12 protein-coding genes and 1 pseudogene are annotated in these 21,815 nt (G+C 60.6%); 10 read left to right on the top strand and 3 right to left on the bottom strand.

The genetic code is table 11. The features are described from left to right. The first annotated feature begins 7 nt into the window (after nt 1-7). Nucleotides 8-778, top strand: a complete 771-nt coding sequence (locus AB8841_RS04790; RefSeq protein WP_370434695.1) for a glutamine amidotransferase — start codon at nt 8-10, stop codon at nt 776-778. Nucleotides 779-888: 110 nt separating this feature from the next. Here the strand turns inward: AB8841_RS04790 and AB8841_RS04785 are convergent, their stop codons facing one another. Next, entirely contained in the window at nt 889-1,785 is an 897-nt protein-coding gene (locus tag AB8841_RS04785; RefSeq protein ID WP_370434694.1) for a ribokinase, read from the bottom strand. A gap of 219 nt (nt 1,786-2,004) precedes the next feature. Between AB8841_RS04785 and AB8841_RS04780 the strand changes: the two genes are divergently transcribed. Further along, on the top strand, nt 2,005-2,649 hold the full coding sequence (locus tag AB8841_RS04780) for a TenA family protein (protein WP_370434693.1): 645 nt from the start codon (nt 2,005-2,007) through the stop codon (nt 2,647-2,649). A 17-nt stretch (nt 2,650-2,666) separates the two neighbouring features. After that, a complete protein-coding gene (locus AB8841_RS04775) occupies nt 2,667-3,920 on the top strand; it encodes a Zn-dependent hydrolase (RefSeq protein WP_370434692.1) in 1,254 nt (417 codons plus the stop codon). Between the two features lie 228 nt (nt 3,921-4,148). Here the strand turns inward: AB8841_RS04775 and AB8841_RS04770 are convergent, their stop codons facing one another. After that, on the bottom strand, nt 4,149-4,853 hold the full coding sequence (locus tag AB8841_RS04770) for a L,D-transpeptidase (RefSeq protein ID WP_370435538.1): 705 nt from the start codon (nt 4,851-4,853) through the stop codon (nt 4,149-4,151). A gap of 422 nt (nt 4,854-5,275) precedes the next feature. Between AB8841_RS04770 and AB8841_RS04765 the strand changes: the two genes are divergently transcribed. Beyond that, nucleotides 5,276-7,516, top strand: a complete 2,241-nt coding sequence (locus AB8841_RS04765; protein ID WP_370434691.1) for a glycoside hydrolase family 3 C-terminal domain-containing protein — start codon at nt 5,276-5,278, stop codon at nt 7,514-7,516. Nucleotides 7,517-7,557: 41 nt separating this feature from the next. On the opposite strand, the gene AB8841_RS04760 is transcribed toward AB8841_RS04765, so the two are convergent. Further along, entirely contained in the window at nt 7,558-8,772 is a 1,215-nt protein-coding gene (locus AB8841_RS04760; RefSeq protein ID WP_370434690.1) for an MFS transporter, read from the bottom strand. 131 nt (nt 8,773-8,903) lie between these two features. Between AB8841_RS04760 and AB8841_RS04755 the strand changes: the two are divergent. From AB8841_RS04755 to AB8841_RS04730, 6 genes and pseudogenes are all read left to right on the top strand, one after another. Then, nucleotides 8,904-9,026: pseudogene (locus AB8841_RS04755) on the top strand (MarR family transcriptional regulator); the annotation flags it as partial. Nucleotides 9,027-9,653: 627 nt separating this feature from the next. Then, on the top strand, nt 9,654-9,803 hold the full coding sequence (locus tag AB8841_RS04750; protein WP_370434689.1) for a hypothetical protein: 150 nt from the start codon (nt 9,654-9,656) through the stop codon (nt 9,801-9,803). Nucleotides 9,804-9,843: 40 nt separating this feature from the next. Further along, on the top strand, nt 9,844-10,503 hold the full coding sequence (locus tag AB8841_RS04745; RefSeq protein ID WP_370434688.1) for a hypothetical protein: 660 nt from the start codon (nt 9,844-9,846) through the stop codon (nt 10,501-10,503). 26 nt (nt 10,504-10,529) lie between these two features. Next, entirely contained in the window at nt 10,530-19,385 is an 8,856-nt protein-coding gene (locus AB8841_RS04740) for a calcium-binding protein (RefSeq protein ID WP_370434687.1), read from the top strand. A 545-nt stretch (nt 19,386-19,930) separates the two neighbouring features. Next, nucleotides 19,931-20,350 (top strand): CopG family transcriptional regulator, encoded by a 420-nt coding sequence (locus AB8841_RS04735; protein WP_370434686.1) that lies wholly within the window; start codon nt 19,931-19,933, stop codon nt 20,348-20,350. Between the two features lie 191 nt (nt 20,351-20,541). Beyond that, on the top strand, nt 20,542-21,807 hold the full coding sequence (locus AB8841_RS04730) for a PHB depolymerase family esterase (RefSeq protein ID WP_370434685.1): 1,266 nt from the start codon (nt 20,542-20,544) through the stop codon (nt 21,805-21,807). Nucleotides 21,808-21,815: the final 8 nt, after the last annotated feature.

The following is a 21,815-nucleotide window of genomic DNA, read 5'->3' as shown; positions in this document are numbered from 1 at the left end:
TTATGCGATGACTAAGAAAGTTCTGCTCGTCGGCGAAAGTTGGGTCAGCTCCGCCACTCACTATAAGGGCTTCGACCAGTTCGGCAGCGTCACCTTCCACCTCGGTGCGGAGCCGCTGGTGCAGGCCCTGGAAGGCAGCGATTTCGCACTGACCTACATGCCTGCCCACGAGGCGGTCGAAAAATTCCCCTACGACATGGCAGGGCTCGATGCCTATGATGCACTCATCCTGTCCGACATCGGCTCCAACTCCCTGTTATTGCCCCCGGACGTATGGCTTCATTCGCGCACGGTCCCTAACCGCCTGAAGCTGATCAAGGCCTGGGTGGAAAAGGGTGGCGGCTTGCTCATGGTGGGCGGCTACCTCTCGTTCCAGGGCATCGACGGCAAGGCTCGCTGGCGCCGAACGCCGGTGGAGGACACCTTGCCGGTCAGGTGCCTTCCTTATGACGACCGGGTCGAGATACCCGAAGGCGCCGTGGCGTCCATTGCCCGTCCCGATCATCCCGTCCTGGCTGGTCTCGAGGGCGAATGGCCGCTGCTGCTCGGCGTCAACGAGGTCGAACTGCGCGACCGTGCGGATGTGGAGGTGCTGGCGCGCCTGCCCGACGATCACGGTGGCCATCCGCTGCTGGTTCTTGGCACCCATGGGCAAGGACGCACGGCGGCCTGGACGTCGGATATCGGTCCCCACTGGCTGTCACCCGCCTTCTGCGCATGGCAAGGCTATGGCCGTCTCTGGAAGAACCTGCTCGGCTGGCTCACTGAGGCACGCTAGCGCATCGTGCGAAAAGTGGCCCCGGTTTTCCGCAAGAACGATGCGCTCTTTCCAGGAAGGGAGCATCGAATTGATCCCAAAAGCGGATTTCGATTTTCACGTCCGATGCTCTAACGATCGAGGATCGCAGCGAGCTCCTCGATCGTCGGAAAGGCCGATTGAGTGCCAGGGCGGCTGACCGTGAGAGCGCTTGCTTTGCTTGCATGCTCGATGGCGGCCCGGTCGAGAGCCGTGTCACGAAGCGCGGCCGATGCGAGCGCGGTCGCCATGAAGGTATCGCCCGCGCCCGTGGTGTCGATAACCGGGCAGGCAACGGCCGGAACGCGGATAAGACGGTCGTCCGTGGCAAGCATCGAACCATTGCGACCGAAGGTGAGCACAACCGCTTTGACGCCCATGGCGAGAAGCTTTCGCGCAGCCTGCTCGCCGGTGGCATCCGTGAGGGCGACAGTCTCTCCTTCGTTGAGAAAGCCGATATCGACGAGGCTCCAGAGATCGTCGAAGAAGGGCCGCAAGGGGGAGGGGTTGAACGCCGTCACCATCCTGCGCGATCGGGCGGCTTCGAGAACGCCGCGCGTGACGGCATTGGTCAGGTTGCCCTGCAGCACGGCAAGATCGCCCGGCTGCGCCTTGTCCAGTGCGGCGACGCATTGCGCGACATCCAGGTTCTGGGCGCAATCCGTCGTGGTGACGATGGCGTTCTCGCCATCCGGTGTGGTGAGAATGACGGAGAAATCCGTTGACCGACCCGCAAGCGGAACAAGATGCTGTATCACGGGTTCCGCCGCGAGCCGTTGGCGAACCAGGTCGCCCCGCAGGTCTTCGCCCACACCGGCCACGAGATGCGTGCGTAAGCCGCACCGAGCCATCACGACCGCTTGGTTGGCGCCTTTGCCGCCGAGGTCGTGGGATTGCGGCGAGCCGAGAATGGAGGCGCCCGGTTCGGGCATGGCGCTGACCGCGAGGGTTTCATCGATGGCGACATTGCCGATGACGTAAGCGTCCATGGGTTCATTTCCGAACAGGATAAGAAATGAAGAGCATCTCTGGAAAATCTTCAAGCGCCATTAGAGAATTATGCAGCTCTGCCAAGGTTCTCATCGGCATGATCCATTGCCCGGCCTCTCCGGCTGGGTCCGGTCTCGACAGAGACGATAGGGCGGAGAGCATCGAGCGCATGCGTGCGTTGCGTACCGCAGGCGAGTCGGCGTAGGAGAGTTGAGACCATGACGGAAACCCTCTCGCAACAGATCCTGCGCGAAAACTGCGCGGTGTTCGACGCCATGATAGGACATCGCTTCGTCGGGGACATCAAGCATGACAGGCTTCCGACGGACGTCTTCGAACGCTATCTCGTCTATGAGAGCGCCTTCGTCGACACGGCGATCTCCATCTTCGCTTATGCGGTCGCCAAGGCCGAGCGGATCGAGCACAAGCGCCGGCTCATCGCGGTTCTCGACGCGCTCGCCAATCGGCAGATCGCCTATTTCGAAAGGACCTTCGCGTCGCGCGGCGTCAACCCCAAGAGCTTCGACGTGAGCCTGCCGGAGGTGGCGGCCTTCCGGTCAGGCATGCTTGAGATCGCCCGCGACGGCACGTTTCTCGATATCGCGGCCGCCATGTTCGCGGCGGAATGGATGTATTGGACCTGGTCGAAGGAAGCCGCCTCCTGCCGGATCAGGGATCCGCTTTTGAAGGAATGGGTCGATCTCCATGCTCACGCGGATTTTGCCGCTCAGGCCCTGTGGCTAAGGGATTTGCTCGACCAGGCAGGTGCGACGCTCGATGCGGCCGAGCGCACCAAGCTTAGCCTTATCTTCGGACGGGCTCAGAGCCTCGAGATTGCCTTTCACGACGCGCCCTATCGTTGAATCGTGCGGAGAAACACATGTCCGATCAAGCACAGGTTAACGGCGAGAGGCTGCTGAAGCGCCTTGATGATTTCGCCGCCATCGGTGCCACCCCCGCGGGCGGCGTCAACCGGCAGGCTTTGTCGGTGGAAGACCGCGAGGCGCGGCGCCTTCTGGCGGAACTCGCCTTGGCGCGAGGCTTTCAGGTATTCCAGGACCCGATAGCCAATCTCTTCATCCGGCGGGGCGGGCGGGGCGATGGGCCGCCGTTCCTGATCGGGAGCCATCTCGACAGCCAGCCCACGGGCGGACGCTTCGATGGTGCGCTCGGCACTCTCGCGGCCTTCGAGGTGCTCGAAAGCCTGGAGGATGCAGGGATCGAAACAGAGATGCCGCTGGAGGTCGTCGCCTGGACGAATGAGGAGGGGAGTCGTTTCTCTCCGGGCTGCATGGGCTCCATGGCGTTCTCCCTGAAGGCCATCCCGGCGGAATGGAATGATCTGCGGGGAAGTACCGGCGGGATCTTCTCCGACGAGCTGCACGCAACCCTCGAAGCGCTGCCGGAAGCACGGATGCGGCCGATGGGTTTTCCAATCACGGGCTATCTCGAACTGCACATCGAGCAGGGGCCATCCTTGGAGCGGGAGAACATCCCCGTCGGCATCGTCTATGGCATCCAGGGAACCCGCTGGCTCGAGATCACCATCATCGGGCAGGCCTCCCATGCGGGCACGACGGCGCTTTCCTTTCGCCGCGATCCGATGACCGCCGCCGCCACAGCCCTGAAGACGCTCTTCGACACCGTGATGCCGCAGGACGAGCTCGCGCGCTTCACGGTGGGGCGGTTCGCCGTCGAGCCGGGATCCGTGAACGCCATTCCGGCTTCCGTCACGTTCACGGTGGATCTACGGCATCCCGACGCCGGAAGCCTCGATATGTTGGAAGCTCTGATCGTGAAGACATGCGCGAATGCCGCAGATTCGGCTGGGTGCGACGCACGGAGCCGCCGCTTCTTCGAAATGTCTCCCGCCTCCTTTCCGGACGCGCTGCTTGCCTGTCTCGACCGGGCGGCTAAGGAACAGACGCTTGCGACCAAGCGCATGCTGTCGGGGGCTTTTCACGATGCATTGTTTGTGAGCCATGTCGCTCCCGCCGCCATGATCTTCGTGCCATGCCGCGACGGTCTCAGCCATAATGAGGCGGAGTATGTCGAGCCAGCTCACAGCATCGCTGGCGCGCGGATGCTGATGGCGTCGACTTTGCAGGCCGTCTCCTCTCTCGGGCCCGAATGAGGCTGGCGCGAATGCCATGATGGATTGCGTCTTGCCTGCTTCCAACGAGGGCTAGCGCATCGTGCGAAAAAGTGGATCCGGTTTTTTGCAAGAACGATGCGCTCATCCAAGAGGGGAGCATCGAACGCAAAAGTGGGAGCCGGCTTTGCGTCCGATGCTGTAGCCGGCTCAGGGAGCAGGAACGCCATCTTCAGCCCCGCACCGGCAGCGCCAGGGCTTGCGCCGTTGCTATGCCGGCAGCACGACCACCTTCGTCTTGACCGGCGTTCGCGAATAGAGGTGCATCATGTCCTGACTGAGGAGGCCGACGCAGCCGCTTGTGATGCCTGTGCCGATCGATTCAGGGACGCTGCTGGCGTAGATCGTGTAGAGCGTGTAAGCGCCGTTCTGATAGAGATAAAGCGTGCGGGCTCCGAGCGGATTGTCGAGGCCACCCGGCATGCCGCCGGCGTATTTGGCCGCCTCGGGCTGGCGACGAATCATCTCTTTGGGAGGGGTCCAGGTCGCCCATTCGGCCTTGCGCCCGACATAGGCGTCACCGCTCCATCGGAAGCCGTCGCGGCCGACATTGGCACCATAGCGGGTGGCGGTTCCGTCGTCCTCGACGCGGTAGACGTAGTAATTGCCAGGATCGACGATAATCGTGCCGGGCGCCTCTTTGGTGTCGTAGCGAACCGTCCGGCGATAATATTTCGGATCGACCTTGCTGATATCGACAGCCGGGATCGGGAATTTCTCATCAGGCACCGGCCCGTAGACCTTCGTCGCCTCGGCGAAGCTCATGCCGTCGGATGTCACGCAACCGGTCAGCCCTAGCGTGCCGACACCGACGGCCGAGCCGACCAGAAACGACCGGCGGCTGAGAAGGCCCGCCCGACGCTCGGACAAAGCGGCTTCGTCTGTCTCTCCAGCAGCGGTATTCCCACCATCCATGATCATGATTTGGTCGTTCCTCATGTCCTGTCACCGGACGAGAAAATAGTCCGGCATACACCCGCTCAATGTCCTGCCGAGCTGAGATTGCCGTCACACGGCGCGATTGGCAAGCCCTGGCCTTCGGCGCGCGGAGCTTGCCATGCACCAAGATCGGTCACATCCACCTGGTTTCGCAGTCTTACTTCGCCTTGCGCCCGGCGTGGCTCCATCCGGCTCCACGGAGCCACAGATCGGCCACACGGGGTGGTATAGCCTGTGCTTCGGTCAGGGCTTTTCAGGGCGGACGACCGGCAGGCCCCCCATAGCCCCGACTTCGCCGGACCGGAGGCCTCGGCGCGTCGAGAATGCGCTGACTTGGACCTGTTGTGCCTGCCCAATGATTCCAAGTGTGCCAATCCTCACAATCCGAAGGGTGCCTCATGGACCGCTTGAAACGCAGAGCCGGCGCGATGAGCCTGACGATCTTTCTCTCGCTTGCGGCCGCGCCGACACGACCCCAGGCAGATCCCTCACTAGAGCATCGCCCATGGCAAGGCCCTGAGGTTTCGCCTGATCTGAGGGCCGAGAGCATCGTCCGCCAAATGACGGAGGACGAAAAGTTCTCTTGGCTTTCGCAACTTCTGCCGGTGCCCAGCCTTCCGTCGGCCTCGTCCCAGCCCGGTGCGGCAGCCTATTACCAACCCATTCCTCGCCTGAACATTCCCGCACGCATCGAGAACGATGCAGGCCTTGGGGTCACCAACCGCGGTGATACGCGCCCGGGTGACGACGCAACGGCGCTTCCATCCTCGCTCCTGCTCGGTGCCACATTCGATCCCGCCCTTGCCCGTGAGGCAGGCGTGGTTGTCGGCAGCGAGGCCCGCGCGCGAGGCTTCAATGTGCAACTGGCGGGTGGCGCCGACCTCATCCGGGAACCACGCGGCGGACGCAGCTTCGAATATGTATCCGAAGATCCATTGCTCACCGGCTTGATCGCCGGCCAATCGGTTGCCGGCATCCAGTCCCAGCACCTTGTTTCGACCGTCAAGCATTTCGCCGTCAATGCCCAGGAGAATGGGCGGGTGATGGCAAGCTCCGACCTTAGGGAGGAGGCATTGCGTGAAGCCGATCTGCTCGCGTTCGAGATCGCCATCGAGGTCGGGCAGCCCGGCTCCGTGATGACGGGCTATAACCTGGTCAACGGCGAATACGCGTCTGAGAGCGACTTCCTGATCAACCGCGTCCTCAAACGGGACTGGGGTTATGCCGGCTGGGTCATGTCCGACTGGGGCAGCACCCATTCGACCGAAAAGGCCGTGCTCTCGGGGCTTGACGTGCAGTCCGGCGCCATGCTGGACCCGGCACCCTATTTCGGGCGGCCGTTGCAGGATGCGGTGGCTGCGGGACGGGTGCCGCGAGCGCGCATCGACGACATGGTGCGCCGGATCCTGCGCAGCCTGTTCGCGACCGGCGTGATCGATGCAGCGCAGAAGCCAGCATCCAACGCAGTTGACCCTCCCGCACATCGCCTCGTAGCCCGCAAGGTGGCCGAGAGCGGCATTGTCCTTCTCAAGAATGCAGGCGACCTGCTGCCGCTGTCACCCGATGCCCGGCATATCCTGGTCATTGGTGCACATGCGGATATGGGGGTGATCTCCGGTGGTGGCTCCTCATCCGTCACGCCGCCCGGCAGCCTCCGCCTGCCTGGTTCCAATCTCATGGGATTTGGTACCGAGAAGGTCTATCATCCGTCCTCGCCTCTCTCGGCGATCCGCTCAGAGGCTTCCGGGGTGGTCTCCTATGTGGACGGCACGGATGTGGCGGCGGCCGCCCAAAGAGCACACGATGCGGATGTCGTCATCGTGTTTGCGGAGGAATGGCGAACGGAAGCCCTCGACGCGGCGGGCCTTGCCCTGCCGGGCCATCAGAATGAGCTGATTGAGGCCATTGCCACCGTCAACCCCAGAACAATCGTGGTGCTGGAAACCGGCGGGCCGGTCACGATGCCGTGGCTCGACAAAGTGCCGGCGGTTCTGGAAGCCTGGTATCCCGGCTCGGCTGGTGGCGAGGCCATCGCCTCGACCCTGTTCGGAAAGGTCAATCCAGCCGGACGGCTCCCTCTCACCTTCCCGATGGATGAAGGGCAACTGCCACGTCCGACGCAAAGCGATCCCGCGCTCATGGCGTCGAGCCCGGGCAGGCCCATCAAGGGCGGCATTGTCCGTATCCCCTATGATGTGGAAGGCTCGGATGTCGGCTATCGCTGGTTCGCCCGCCAGGGCCTGAACCCGCTCTTCCACTTTGGCTTTGGCCTCTCCTACACCCGGTTCGCTCTCTCCGATCTCTCCGTGGAGCGGAGAGAGGGCGCCCTTTTGGCGTCCCTGACGGTCACCAATGTCGGCAAGCAGCCCGGTACGGACACACCGCAGATCTATGTGTCCCTGCCGGGTCCTGCCGGGTTCGTGCCACGGCTTGCAGCCTTCGGACGTGTCCGTCTGGAACCTGGCGAAAGCCGCCGTGTCACCCTCCCGATCGAGTCCCGACTGCTCGCCCGCTATGACGTCGCTCGCGGGTTGTTTCATATCGCAGCCGCCGATTACGTGTTCGATGCGGGTGAGGACGCGGGGGAGGCCATTCTCCGGATGAGTTTGCACCTCGATGCAGCCGACGCAGGCAAGTGAGCATAGCGCGCGCAGAAGTGGCCCGCGTGTCAGAACCGTTGCTAAGCAGCCGCCATGGCCGGCTGACCCTTGGAGAATGGCTTGAAGGTCAGGGAGATCAGGAAGGCCCCGAGCCCAAGGCCCCAGGCGCCGATGTAGAGCCAAACGTAACTTCCCATGGTGTCGTAGATCAGCCCTCCGGCCAATGGCCCTATGGCCATCCCCAAGCCGCCGGCCATGGCTGTCCCGCCGATGACCGTACCCATCATTTGCAGAGGGAAGTTCTCGCGCGCGAGGACGGCGTAGAGAGGCATGACGCCGGCGTAAACGAAGCCGACCAACGCTGCCACGGCGTAGAATGCGCCGAGCTCGCTCACGAACGCGTATGCCAGGACGGCGAAAGCCTGCAGCAACAATCCTGCGACCAGAGTGCCCTTGGCGCCGAACCGGTCCCCCATGAGACCGAACACGACGCGGCCACCCATGCCGGCCAGTCCCTCCACGCTATAGATCGAAACGGCGGCAATCACGGGAATGCCGCAGGTGATCGCGTAGCTCACCGTATGAAAGATCGGGCCGGCATGTGTGGCGCAACAGAAGAAGTTCGTCAGAAGAAGGATGATGAACTGGGGTGACCTCATGGCTTGGCCCATGGACATGGCACCGTGCGCCTCTCCACCCGGGAAGGCGGGACCGTTCCGGTCCTCGAGAGCCGGTGCCCGGCGGACCAACAGCGCCACCGGGATCATCACGGCCGCCGCAAGGGCGGCGATGATCTGTAGAGACGTTCTCCAGTCATAAGCGGAGATGAGCCATGCCGCTAACGGCGACATGGTCATCGGCGCCATTCCCATGCCGGCGGACACCAAGGACACGGCAAGACTGCGATGCGTGTCGAACCAGCCTGTGACGCAGGCCATCATCGGCGCAAAGATCGCCGCCGTGGCGCCACCCACCACCAACCCGAACACGAGCTGAAACTCGATGAGAGATGTCGCGCGGCTCGCGACGGCCAAAGCCGCCGATAGGACGATCGAACCGATCGTTACGACGACACGGGGCCCCCAACGGTCCGACAGAGTTCCCCACATCAGGCTCGCCAAGGCCATGGAGACGAACCCGATCGTCATGGCGCTGGAGATGCCGGTCACGGACCATCCGGTCTCTCGTGAGATCGGCAGCAGGAAAACCGGCAGAGAGAACATTGCCCCGATGGCCATGCAGCCAAGAAGGCCGCCTGCCGCAACGATGACCCAGCGATAGTGAGAGTTCGTCATCCTGCTCCTCCGTCTCGGCGAGATTGTCGATGCATCGGGACTCTTGGACCGAACGTTTCCCTCGGGCTCGCTGGGGGCGCAGTTCGTGCATCTTGAACGTGATTACAAGTTGATATCAACATATTGGATTTGTGTCAAACTGCCGTGAAGCGTCGTTCTCCGCGACTATTCTGATCCGCGACACATGCCTGTGCCTGCCCGCGCAGCGGGCGGCCAGGATGCTCGCGAGGCGGTTCGACGAGGCGCTGCGACCGGGCTTACCTCAAACGCATCTTGAGGCTGGCACGTCTGAGACTACGCGGGCCGAGTGGGGCGGGAGACCCGGTTGTTGCTCGCGGCGACGGTTCAGAACCTGAGGAGGTTCGCCAAGCTGCGGCCGGTCCTGACGCGCGCCCGAAGCCGTCTCCTGAAAGATCCACTCGCACCCGGCGACCTTGAGAGGGTCGAGCTGCGGGGCGGGGTTTTGTCCAGGATAGAAAGGCGGGCGTAGCCAATCGATATTTACAAAACTCTGCCGAGAGTTGGTTTTGCAACTTTTGATGATGAGACGGGACTTTGCACAAGCCCTCTCCATAGAGAACCGGGTGTACGAAGGCGCGTTTCTGTCACCTGACAGAACTGGATCGAGCCGCCTCACGCATCGCAGCCTATACGTTCATGTAGTTGAACCGAAGAAAGGAATGTTGTCACCTGTATCGTAGGTTGTCAGCTGGCGAACCAGTGATGCCGAGAGATTGCAGATGGCTGTCCGTGACGTATCCGGCGCTTCCTCACCTCCGCAGCGGTCCCGTCGGCGCTATGCTGGACATGTTGCTCTTCCTCCAAGATACCAGCTTCAGTCCACCACAGTAGGTGTCTGCGAATGTGTAGGAGGAGTTGAGATGGCTGACGATCAAAGCGTTGCAAGACGCCGTTTGACCTCGCCGGGGGCGATGCTCATTCTCCGCTTGCTGTTTCTCGTGATCATCGTCTTCACGCTGAACTATGTCGTATTCTACGTGGACATTGCCGACGTCAATCTCTCGATATGAAAATTTTTGCGTGAGTCATTGTATTCAGCAGGAGGCAGTCTTGATCCAAAAGCGCTTTCTCACAGTTGCGATCATCATCGTGTGTGACCTCCTGGCAGGCTGCAGTAAGCCATGCGTGCCTGCCGAAACAGTCAGAATAAAGATCCAGGAAACGGTCTACAGACTACCTGCTGCGTTCCAGCCAACAATATATGTGGGCAGAAAAACATTTCCAACGCGGGACAAGATCCGGGACGGTCGGCGCGTCCAGGAATATTGCCAGCGGCCCGAGGATCCTCCCGCCACAGCTGATGGCTTTTCACTTGGGCAGAGATCTCTCAGTTTGATCATGAAACGGTACCCAGAATTCGTTCGCCTGGAGGGATTGGATATCATCGCCGTTGAATATGCACCTGCAAGCCATCCTCCCGCAGAGAAGGCGACTGGAGCCTTGGTGAGCGACGGATTGTTCCGCCGTGCCGATCACAACGGAACCTTCGAACTGTTTTCAACAGGGCCTCTTCTCTTCAGAAATCAAATAGCAGCACGCTGTGGACCTGCGCCGACGCATGAGCCCAGCACCTCCTGCGGCATCTGGGGACAGATCAAGCCTGGCACTCTCATCCGCGTTGACCTGAACGATCCCCCCCATCCTGCCAGCGATTGGCCGCGTACTCTCGAAGAGGTGGAGCGGCTGATCAAGTCTTTCACGAACCCCTAATTTAGTCAGCAGAACGAGCGCAAATAATGTCCGATGTGTCCGACGAATTTACCCTTACAACCTCTCAGGTGAATGAGATTGAGGCGCTGCTTTCTGCAAAGCGATATGCCGCAGCCTATCGGCGGGTCGCCGAGCTCGCTAATGGCCGCGATGAATTGAATGCCTCCATCGCTTGGCTCAAGGGCGCTGCTGACGTTAACGAGAATATCGGAAGCCAAAGTGCGTTCATCCGCGCCTACACCATCGCACAATACCAAACAAGGTACGGAGAAAATCTTGATCTTAATCTCCTCCAAGATGCTTCCGACACGATCGCCTCAAAGGTATTGGGTGACATCATCGCTAGCCGTCATGTTCCAGGTATAGCTGACATAGCACAAAAAGACGCTGAACCTGCGGCAACGACGATCTTCAACGGCGATCCTGGCGGATGGGCCGGAAATCCACTTTTTCTTTTCCTCGGATATGACACGGCTCTGAACAACAATATCCTCGAACATCCGGCGGATACCTGCCATGCTCTGGCTATGATCAAGTTCGTCGGATCCACCGGAGATTGGGTGGCGAATATTTCCAATGCCTGGAATGCGGCTTACGGAAGCGGTTCCACTGCCACGATTGCATCTACTGCGCTTCGCGTGAACAGCTTTCTGCAAGCTGCTTATGGTGGTCTCTTCCCTGCAGGAGGAGTTCTCGCCTCTGATGTTGTTCTTGGCCGGGTTAATGCCGATGACGTTCTTTCCGGAAGCGAAGGTGCAAATTTCATCCATGGGGGTGCAGGCGACGACGTCCTCCAGGCGTCCGGTGGAAGCGACATCCTGGATGGTGGTGATGGTTTGGACAAGGCCGACTTTTCAGTCGTAGGATCAGCACTCAACGTCATCATAAAAGCCATTCAAGCGCCGACAAAGCATATCGCTACCGTGGTTTCAGACTCGGGCACCACAGCTCTGTACGGAGTCGAAGAGATCGCCGGTTCGGATCAGGACGACTTGTTCCAACTCCAATCTTTCGCCGAAGGTGTGGCTCAGCTGACGCTGAACGGCGGCAACGGGGTCGATCAGCTCAGTGCCATTTATCTCGAAGGCCCGCTTGAGGTCGATGCTGTCGAAGGTCAGCTCAAGAGTGGTGAGCGCGTCCTCGGGATCAGGAACTTTGAGCGATTTGAGGGGACCAATCAGGACGACAAGTTCATTGCTTCAGGGAACGAAAAAGAAATCAACGGTCGCGGAGGCAGGGATACAGTCGACTTCTCCAAAGCCACGTCTGGCGTCCACGTCAGCGATGCTACAAACGGTGCCTCCGGAATCATTCTGAAAAACGTCGAGCTGATCGTCGGCAGCGAACAGGGCGACTGGATCGATCTTAGCGGAACGAACGTGGGTGTGGAGATCAGGGGCGGTGGTGGGGATGACGTATTGGCTGGAGGTAGCGCCAGTGACACTCTGACCGGTGGCGCGGGTGGGGACACGTTCATCGTAGGTGATGGCGACATCGTCAAGGATCCGGAGCGCAGCGACCGCATCAAATGGGGCGACGTCTTCCTCACCGGCGGCACGCAAAGCGAGGAGGGGGCAGTCGCCTATGTAGGCTCGCATGGAGAGGAGTATACGCAGTTTGGCTCGGGTTTGATGATAGAGATTCCGGACGGCAGCACGGTGATCGTCGAAAACTGGTCGAACGGCGACGGGGGAATAATCCTTCGAGACCGCAAGGAGGGCGATCCGCCAGAGCCCCCGTTGCCCCCGGGCGCACGCCCGGTCGATCCGCTCGTTCTCGATCTGGACGGCGATGGTATCGAGCTGTACGACCTCAGCGATTCAGGAGCCTATTTCGATCTGGATTGCGACGGATTGGCTGAACGGACGGGCTGGGTCCGACCGGACGATGCGCTTTTAGCCTTCGATCGCAACGGCAACGGCATCATCGACGACCTGTCCGAGCTCATTGGCGGCGGGGCCCTGTCGTCGGCCCTGGGTTATGGGTCTCTCGTGGGCTTCAGGGAGTTGGGGCTATTCGACAGCAACTTCGATACCGTCATTGACAGCCAGGACGTGAGCTTCTCTCAAATCCTGGTCTGGCGAGACCGCAACGGCGACGGATTCAGCCAGGCAAGCGAACTTGGCACCTTGGCATCGCACGGAATCGCGCGCCTCTCCCTCATCTGGCAACCGGATCCCGACTGGATCGAGGGAAGCAGACTTGAGGCCACGTCGACCTTCACGCGGACCGATGGGTCGCAATCCTCGGTGAGCAATGCCTTCTTCACCTTGGATCGACAAGTCGTGCTGGATCCTGGAGAGGATGTGACGGATCCCGGGAACACCACTCTGCCTAATCTGCAGGGGCGAGGCGACCTGAAGGATCTCCATCTTGCGATGAAGGGAGATCCGGTTCTCCGGCAAATGGTATCGGAGCTGGCCGGGTTGGCGGTAGCCGACGCTTACAGCCTCGCCGCACGCATCAATGCTCTCATGTACAAATGGGCGGGCATCGAAACGGCTGACACCTTTGCCCGTGGCGAATATGTCGATGCCGCTCTGCTCCGGGCTTTCGAAAAGTTCACAGGCAGCCCGTTCCTGCAAGGAACAGAGCTATGGATGGCCGATGAACGCGCGGATGCCGGCGTCGCGGATCAAATCACCCAGTACTGGCAGGACCTCAAAGGGAAAATGCTCACGCAGATCTTGGCGCAGACGGATCTCGGGCAGCAGCTCTTTCCCGGCCTGAGTTTCAGGTCCGGAATTTTTCTGAACCTGCCGCAAGGAAGCCAGCTTGGATCGGTTTTGGACCATCTTCGCACGTACGCACCTGCAGGCGAGCTTGCCAAGCTCCAGTACTGGAGCAGCATGTTCCTGGTGCTCGAAGCCTGCCGATCGCAGTTCTCAGTGGACGACTGGCAGTTCAAGGCGGCGGTCGAGCAAACGCTCGCAGTGGAAGGGGTCGAGCTTTCCTATGAACAGATCCTTGGCTCTCTTGTCGGAACAGGAGAAAGCGAAACCCTGGTGGGCTCCTTCTTCCATGAAAACCTCCTGGTCGGCGGAGGCGGCAACGATCTTCTGCGCGGGGGAGTACACGATGATACCTATCTTTTCGGTCGCGGTTTCGGCATTGACACGATCCGCGAGTACGATGGCATCGGAACCGGTGGGCTTGGCACCCACGAACTGAACAGGGTGCGTTTCACGGCCGATGTCCTGCCCGACGAGGTTGTCTTCCGGCGGGAGAACGGGACCAATCATCTCGTGGTTGAGATCGGAGGCACGGGTGATCGTTTGACGATCCTGGATCAGCTGACACCCGGCAAACCGGCAATCGAACGTTTCGAGTTCGCCGATGGCACGGCGATCGAGTGGTGGGATGTCTATATGAGCCTGTCTCCTGCGACGGAAGGTGCAGACTATCTCGTTGGGGCGAACGGTCGGAACGATACGCTCGACGGAGGAGCAGGAGATGATACCCTTGAGGGCGGTACTGGAGCCGACACCTATATCTTCGGACGTGGTTCCGGTTCCGATACGATCATCGAGAAAGATGATGGCCGTATCGACCGAGTTCTCTTGGGCGCCGATGTCACGCCGGCTGATCTCATCCTTGCCAGGGACGACATCACGCTTGACCTCATTGTTCGGATTTCAGGATCATCCGATCGCTTAACCATCAAGGAGGCATTCAGTCAGAATGGGCCAGGCATCGAAGAGTTCGTCTTTGCCGATGGTACGGTTTGGGATCGCGCGACGATCCGTACGTACCTTCTGGCCGGCACGCCTCTGGGCGACCTCCTGACCGGGTTCTCGTCCGCCGATACTCTCGACGGCGGTGCTGGCAACGACACGCTAAAAGGGGGATCCGGTGCAGACACATACATATTCGGGCGCGGTTATGGTCAGGATGTGATCGATGATGGGGCCTCATCAGGCGATATTCTGATTCTTGCTGACGGAGTAGCACCTGATGATCTTGTTCTCTCTCAGGACAGCAGAGGCAACGATCTGATCCTGACGATCGCAGGCACTCAGGACACGCTGACGATCCGCAATCAATTCTTAGCCTGGTACTGGGGAGTCTCGGAAATTCGCTTTGCGGACGGTACTCGCTGGTCACAAGAAACAATCCGCGCGAAAGGGCTTGTCGCGACGTCCGAAAATGATGTGCTTATCGGGTACAATGGGGTGAGCGACTATCTGGAAGGTGGTCTTGGGGATGACTACCTCGCTGGAAGAACGGGCAGGGATACCTACATTTACAATATCGGCGATGGCAACGACACGATCGGCACTTCAAACGCCACTTCGGATAGTCTTGGTGGAACGCTGATCCTGGGTGCGGGCCTGACGATTGCGAGCGTCAGCGCCACACAATCGGCCAGCGACCCTTATGATATTACGCTGAATTTCAGAGGAACCGATGGCTCGGCTATGGGGTCCATCCTGCTAGAGGACTTCGGCGGTAGACCTGAGGTTGACCGAATTGTCTTTGGGGACGGCCAGATCTGGACGCAAGCGGATGTCTACAGGGCGATCCTTGATGCAAGGATCTCTGATGGCGCAGACACGGTTAAGGGATTCTGGATCGATGATCTTATCGCGGCTGGAGCAGGCGATGATGTGATCGAGGGTGGAAGCGGTAACGATACGCTCATCGGAGGATTCGGCAACGATAAGCTGATCGGTAACAATGGTAGTGATACGTACGTTTATACTCCTGGTGATGGAGACGATACGATCTCTGATATCGCTTCCGAATCTGGAGCCGTTAATCGGCTTGTTCTAGGTTCCGGCTTGGTTTCATCCCATGCTCGGTTGATCCGCTCGACCTCGGATGTGGATGACCTGAGACTTGAGTTTATTTCCGATGGCGATGAGATTGTCGGCACCATCGTGCTGGATGAGCAATTTTCCCAATCCGGCTTTCGTTATGGCGTCGACGAAATTGTTTTCGGAAATGGGGAAGTTTGGTCCCGGGAGACGTTGTTCAATAATTGGGCTACGTTGGCCGCTACCGAAGGTGGGAACGAGATTAACGGCGATCCCTTGAGCAACCATATCGATGGGGGCGCCGGGAGCGATACGATCAAAGGTTTCGCGGGAGACGATACCTTGATCGGCGGTACAGGTGACGACTGGCTGGATGGCGGGGCTGGAAGCGATACCTACCGCTACAACGAGGGAGATGGGAGCGATACGATCGCAGGCAGTTCCCCTTGGGGAACCGATCATCTCATTCTGGGGCCGACCCTGCGCCTCTCGAACCTGATTGTCACGCGGTCGATGCAGGACGTCAACGATGCTATCCTGAGCTTCCAAGGGAGCGATGGCTTCATCATGCTCGACGGACAATTCTCGTCGGATGCTGCAATCGGTGTCGAGAAGATCACGTTCGGTGACGGCCAGATTCTACGCGCCGCCCAACTGCGTGCGATGATCCTAAGCAATGCCCGTACTGACGGGAGCGATGTCATCCAAGCCTTTGGGGGGGACGATGTCGTGTCCGGCGGTTTAGGCGACGATACGCTCGATGGATTGGATGGAGAGGACTGGTTGCTTGGTGGAGAAGGGCACGACGAACTCTATGCTGGCAATGGCCAGGATACCTTGAACGGCGGTCAAGGCGACGATCTTCTGAACGGCGGCCAAGGCGGCGATACATATGGATACAATATCAATGAAGGCAGCGATACGATAACGGACCCAGGGAGCACGAGCAGTCCGGATGAGGACATTCTATTCTTTGGCCCAGGAATTGGGCTGAATGATCTCGTCTTCTCCCGGTCAACTGGCGATAGGAACGACCTGTACATCGACATCACAAGCACGGGTCAAAGAATTACGGTCGACGATCAGTTCTATGCGCCGAACAGCGGAATCGAGAGGTTTCAGTTCAGCGGCGGAGACTCCTTGACCATAGAGCAAATCCGGCAGCAGTTGATGGGAGCCACGGATGGGGACGATACGATCTATGGCTTCCGGGGTGTCGCCGATCTGATCAATGGTGGCCTCGGCAATGACACGATCATCGGCTTTGGCGGGAGCACGACATCGGGAGGCGCGGGCGACGATACCCTTCTCGGCGGTTTGGGGGACGACACTTACATCTTCGAAGGGCGAGCCATCATCGTCGAGAACGCCGGTGAGGGCATCGACACCGTCCAGAGTTCTGTCAGCTATACGCTTGCCGCCAACGTGGAGAACCTGATCCTCACAGGCACGTCGGGCATCAGTGGGACGGGGAACGAACTCGCTAACGTGCTGGCCGGCAACTCCGGCTTCAACAAGCTGAGCGGCGGGGGCGGCGACGATACGCTGGATGGCGGGAGTGGCAGCGATACGCTCATCGGTGGCCTCGGATACGACACTTATGTCGTCGACCGCACGAGCGATGTGATCACGGAACTCACCGACGAAGGCACGGATACGGTCCTGAGCTCCGTCACTCTGACCCTTGCGGCCAACGTGGAGAACCTGACCCTCACCGGGACCACCGCCATCAGCGGGACAGGCAACACCCTCGACAATGTGCTTGTCGGCAATGCCAGCTCCAATACTCTCGATGGCGGGGCTGGCATAGATACCCTGATCGGTGGTGCCGGCAACGATATCTACGTGGTCGACAATGGCGGCGACGTCATTGTCGAGGCAGAGAGCGCCGATATCGACACGGTGCAAAGTTCCGCCAGCAGCTACATCCTCGCGGCGAACGTGGAGAACCTGGCTCTCACCGGCACGGCTGCCATCAGCGGCACCGGAAATGCGCTTTCCAACCTTCTTACCGGCAATGCCGGCGCCAATACGCTCGATGGAGGGGCCGGCCAGGACACCCTCAATGGTGGTGCCGGGGCCGATCTCCTGATCGGCGGCGAAGGCAACGATACCTATGTGGTCGACAATGGCGGCGATCTGATTAGCGAAAACGCGGGCGAGGGAACGGACACGGTTCAAAGCTCGGCCAGTTATACGCTTGCTGCCAACGTGGAGAACCTGACCCTGATGGGAACCGCTGCCATCAGCGGCACCGGGAACGGGCTTGCCAATGTGCTGACCGGCAACTCGGCCGCCAATACGCTGAATGGCGACGGCGGCGACGACATCCTGAATGGTGGGGCCGGGGTCGATACCCTCGTGGGAGGGCTCGGCAACGACACATACATCGTCGAGAGCGCAAGCGATATCATTGCCGAAGCCCTCGGTGAGGGCACGGACACCGTTCAGAGCTCGGTCTCCCTGACCTTGGGAGCCAATCTCGAGAACCTGATGCTCACTGGAACGGCGACGACAGGGACGGGTAACGCCCTCGACAATGTCCTGCTTGGCAATGCCGCCAACAACACCCTGAACGGCGGCGCCGGAGCCGACACCCTGACAGGTGGGCTCGGCAACGACACCTACGTGATCGACAACACGGGCGACACGGTTATCGAGCTGGGAGGCGAAGGCATCGATACGGTCCAGAGCTCCGTCAGCTATACCCTTGCTGCCAACATCGAGAACCTGACGCTGACCGGAACATCTGCGATCAATGGCACAGGCAACGAGCTGGCGAACGCCCTGACCGGAAACTCCGGCGCGAATGTCCTCACGGGCGGGGCAGGGGACGACACCCTCAACGGCGGCACGGGAGCCGATACGCTCTCAGGCGGCACTGGAGACGACATCTATATCGTCGACAACGCCGGGGACGTGGTGATCGAGGCGATCAACGAGGGCATCGACACCGTCCAGAGCTCCGTGAGCTTTACCCTGAGTGCTTTTGTGGAAAATCTGACCCTCACGGGGATCGCTGCCAGCGGGACAGGCAACGCACTCGATAATGTGCTCATCGGGAACTCCGGCGCCAATACGCTCAATGGCGGCGCAGGCGCGGACCAGATGAGCGGTGGCGCCGGAAACGACACCTATATCGTCGACGACATCGGCGATGGTGTGATGGAGGCGGCCAGTGCAGGCACGGACACGGTTCAAAGCGCGATCGGCTATGTGCTGGGTGCCAACCTGGAGAACCTGACCCTGACGGGCACGGCAGCCATCAACGGCACGGGGAACGAGCTCGCCAATGTGCTGACGGGTAACTCCGGCGCGAACATGCTGGAAGGTGGGATCGGGGATGACACCTTGAATGGCGGAGCAGGGAACGACCTGCTCTCCGGCGGGGTCGGGAATGACACCTACATCGTCGACAGTGTGGCGGACATGATCGTGGAGGCCGCTGACGAGGGCACGGACACCGTGCAGAGCTCCATCACCCTGACCGTGGGAGCCAATCTCGAGAACCTGACCCTGACGGGGACCGCGGCGATCCATGGCACCGGCAACGGCCTCAACAACGTCCTCACCGGGAACTCTGGCGCAAATACACTGGATGGGCGCGAGGGCGCCGATCAGATGAGCGGCGGTCTGGGCAACGATATCTACGTGGTCGACGATGCAGGCGATGTGGTCATCGAGGCGGCGAGCCAGGGCACCGACACGGTTCAGAGCTCGATCAGCCATGGCCTTGCCGCCAATGTGGAGAACCTGACGCTGATCGGAACATCGGCGATCAACGGCACAGGCAATACCCTGAACAACGTGATGATCGGCAATGCAGCGACCAATATCCTCTTCGGCGGCGCAGGAAACGATACTTTGACGGGAGGTGCTGGTTCCGACGTGTTCGCGTTTACGACGGGCTTCGGGAAGGACGTCGTCACCGACTTCCAGGCCGGTGCCGGATCCGGTGATGTGATCGAGTTCAGCACGAGCCTCTTTGCAGATGTGACAACCGTGCTGGCGGCAGCATCTCAAGTCGGTTCCGATGTGGTGATTACGGTCGATACGAGCAACACGATCACGCTGAAGAACGTGCAGCGCTCAAGCCTCCACGCCGATGATTTCCGGTTTGTCTAATCTGTTGGTGGCGAGACGTAGTTGGGGATCAGGTGCGTTGCGCGATTGAGGCATATGCTTGGCGCTTTGACGGTCTGCCCCGCCGAGCCGAAGTCAGCCAACCGGCACGCGAAGCCGCCCGATCCAGATGCGTTGCCGCAAGCCCTCCAAGTTGTCGCAGCTGCAAAGGAGGCTCACATCCGGACAGTTAGCGCATCGTGCGGACCCAGCGGGCCGCGCTAGCGAAAAGTGGACCCGGTATTCGCTGACGCGGCCCTTCGGGTCCGCAATGAACGATGCGCTCTTTCCAAGAAGGGAGCATCGGATTCAATCCCAAAAGCGGATTCCACTTTTGGGTCCGATGCTCCAGGCCCACCCTGCATATCGGGTCACGACAGAGAACCAACGTGACAGGCTGATGTGACCCAGGGGCCCAGGCTCCTGAGACAGCTCGCCCAATCTCATTGGTGCAACAGAGGCGTTCAGCGCAAATCGGAATTGGGTCTTGAATCCCTCTGTAACCACTCTTATCTACCATCCAGGTGGATGGTATGAGGATGGTTATTATGGCAAACAACGTGCACGAACTTCGGCCTAGGCCGTCCGACAGCGAGAAAATCACGATCAATCTCGGCTATGTCGACCTCGGCCATGTCGACCTCCTGGTCCAGGAGGGATTCTATTCAAACAGGACAGACTTCATCCGGACGGCGATACGAAACCAGCTCGACCGGCATAACGACGCGGTCACGAAATCCGTCGCACGACACCAACTCGACCTTGGCCTGCGCCACTACAGCCGCCAGGACCTCGAGGCCGTGCAAGCGGCCGGCGAAGTGTTGCACATCCAGGTTCTCGGTCTCGCCAGCATCGCCGGCGATGTCGCGCCCGAGCTGGCCCGACAGACAATCGCCTCCGTTCACGTGCTCGGCGCCTTGCACGCCAGCCCCGCTGTCAAAGAGGCGCTGAAGGACCGCATTCGCTGACCGCCAGGGCTCACGCCCGTCTCACCGTGTTTACAGCATCGAACGCACATCCGGCGCTGTAAGGCACTGTTTTTGAGCATCTTTCCAGGCAAGACCGGTTCCCGCTTTTGCGCCCGATGCTCCGGAGCCTACCCAACCCTTCCCCACAGGAAGGGGCAGGTTCCGCTTTGCCCGACAACAGGACCAAACTGATGAACGCAAGACTGCAGAGCAATGTTCTCGAAGCAACCCGTCTGACCCGAGAAGGCCGGCTCGCGGAAGCCATGGCTATCCTTCAGGGAGGGCTTTCAGGCACCAATCCGCCGGCTTCCTCCAGCAATACCGGCGAAGATGCCGGCCAATATCCCTTGGGGCGGGCCACTCGGATCATCGACATGGTACCGCCATCCTCCAGGGGAGGAGCCTGGACTCCACCAAACTTCAACCCTTCGCACTTTGTCCCAGAGATTCCCGGTCTTGACGGAGGCCCGGCCCAGCCGCAGGTGCCGGAGGCGCTACGAGGCTTCCTCAACCGCATGGGTCAGCCCGGCTCGGCGCTCGGCCTCGACGGGTTGGCCGGTCCAATCCCGCCACGTGCGCCAGCCCCGTTGCCGGAGGGAGCCCGCTTCGACGAGCGGACCTTTGCCAACCCAGCGGGAAGCCGCATCTATAAGCTCTACGTTCCAAGCGGCTACGCGGGTCAGCCTGTGCCGCTCGTGGTGATGCTGCATGGCTGCACCCAATCGCCCGATGATTTTGCCGCAGGCACGCGGATGAACGAACTGGCCGAGGAGCAGACGTTCCTCGTCGCCTATCCGGCGCAGACCCAGTCGGCCAACATCTCCAGGTGCTGGAACTGGTTCAACGCGGCCGATCAGCAGAGGGATCGGGGCGAGCCCTCGCTGATCGCCGGCCTCACTCGTCAGATCATGAGCGACTTCTCGGTCGCGCCCGGACGGGTCTACGTCGCCGGGCTCTCGGCCGGAGGCGCGGCGGCGGCGATCATGGGCTCGGCTTACCCGGATCTCTATGCGGCCGTGGGGGTCCACTCGGGCCTGGCCTGTGGGGCCGCGCGTGACATGCCTTCGGCGTTTGCCGCCATGCGGCAGGGCGGGGCGCCTTATCACAGTGGGGACAAGCAGCCTGTGCCGACCATCGTGTTCCATGGCGATCGTGACACGACCGTGCACCCCGTCAATGGGGAGCAAGTCATTGCTCAGTCGGGGGCGGGCGCGAAGCTCCGCACTACGGTCAACCACGGGCAGGCTCCCGGTGGGATCGGCTATACCCGCACGGTCGCGTACGATGACAGCGGGCAGCCGCTGCTCGAGCATTGGGTTCTTCATGGGGCAGGCCATGCCTGGTCTGGTGGAAGTCCGAGTGGGTCCTACACCGAGTCACGGGGACCTGATGCCAGCCGTGAGATGATGCGCTTCTTCCTGGAGCATGCGAGGCCGTCGGCCGCATCCCCCGTGTAAGCCAATGG

It is taken from the genome of Microvirga sp. TS319, from assembly GCF_041276405.1.
Classification (GTDB): domain Bacteria; phylum Pseudomonadota; class Alphaproteobacteria; order Rhizobiales; family Beijerinckiaceae; genus Microvirga.
This window is presented reverse-complemented; position numbering and strand designations above follow the sequence as displayed.

Excerpts from the sequence above, each read along its gene's own strand:
- AB8841_RS04790 (WP_370434695.1), top strand. The coding sequence starts at position 8 with ATGACTAAGAAAGTTCTGCTCGTCGGCGAAAGTTGGGTCAGCTCCGCC.
- AB8841_RS04785 (WP_370434694.1), bottom strand. The coding sequence starts at position 1,785 with ATGGACGCTTACGTCATCGGCAATGTCGCCATCGATGAAACCCTCGCG.
- AB8841_RS04780 (WP_370434693.1), top strand. The coding sequence starts at position 2,005 with ATGACGGAAACCCTCTCGCAACAGATCCTGCGCGAAAACTGCGCGGTG.
- AB8841_RS04775 (WP_370434692.1), top strand. The coding sequence starts at position 2,667 with ATGTCCGATCAAGCACAGGTTAACGGCGAGAGGCTGCTGAAGCGCCTT.
- AB8841_RS04770 (WP_370435538.1), bottom strand. The coding sequence starts at position 4,853 with ATGGATGGTGGGAATACCGCTGCTGGAGAGACAGACGAAGCCGCTTTG.
- AB8841_RS04765 (WP_370434691.1), top strand. The coding sequence starts at position 5,276 with ATGGACCGCTTGAAACGCAGAGCCGGCGCGATGAGCCTGACGATCTTT.
- AB8841_RS04760 (WP_370434690.1), bottom strand. The coding sequence starts at position 8,772 with ATGACGAACTCTCACTATCGCTGGGTCATCGTTGCGGCAGGCGGCCTT.
- AB8841_RS04750 (WP_370434689.1), top strand. The coding sequence starts at position 9,654 with ATGGCTGACGATCAAAGCGTTGCAAGACGCCGTTTGACCTCGCCGGGG.
- AB8841_RS04740 (WP_370434687.1), top strand. The coding sequence starts at position 10,530 with ATGTCCGATGTGTCCGACGAATTTACCCTTACAACCTCTCAGGTGAAT.
- AB8841_RS04735 (WP_370434686.1), top strand. The coding sequence starts at position 19,931 with ATGGCAAACAACGTGCACGAACTTCGGCCTAGGCCGTCCGACAGCGAG.
- AB8841_RS04730 (WP_370434685.1), top strand. The coding sequence starts at position 20,542 with ATGAACGCAAGACTGCAGAGCAATGTTCTCGAAGCAACCCGTCTGACC.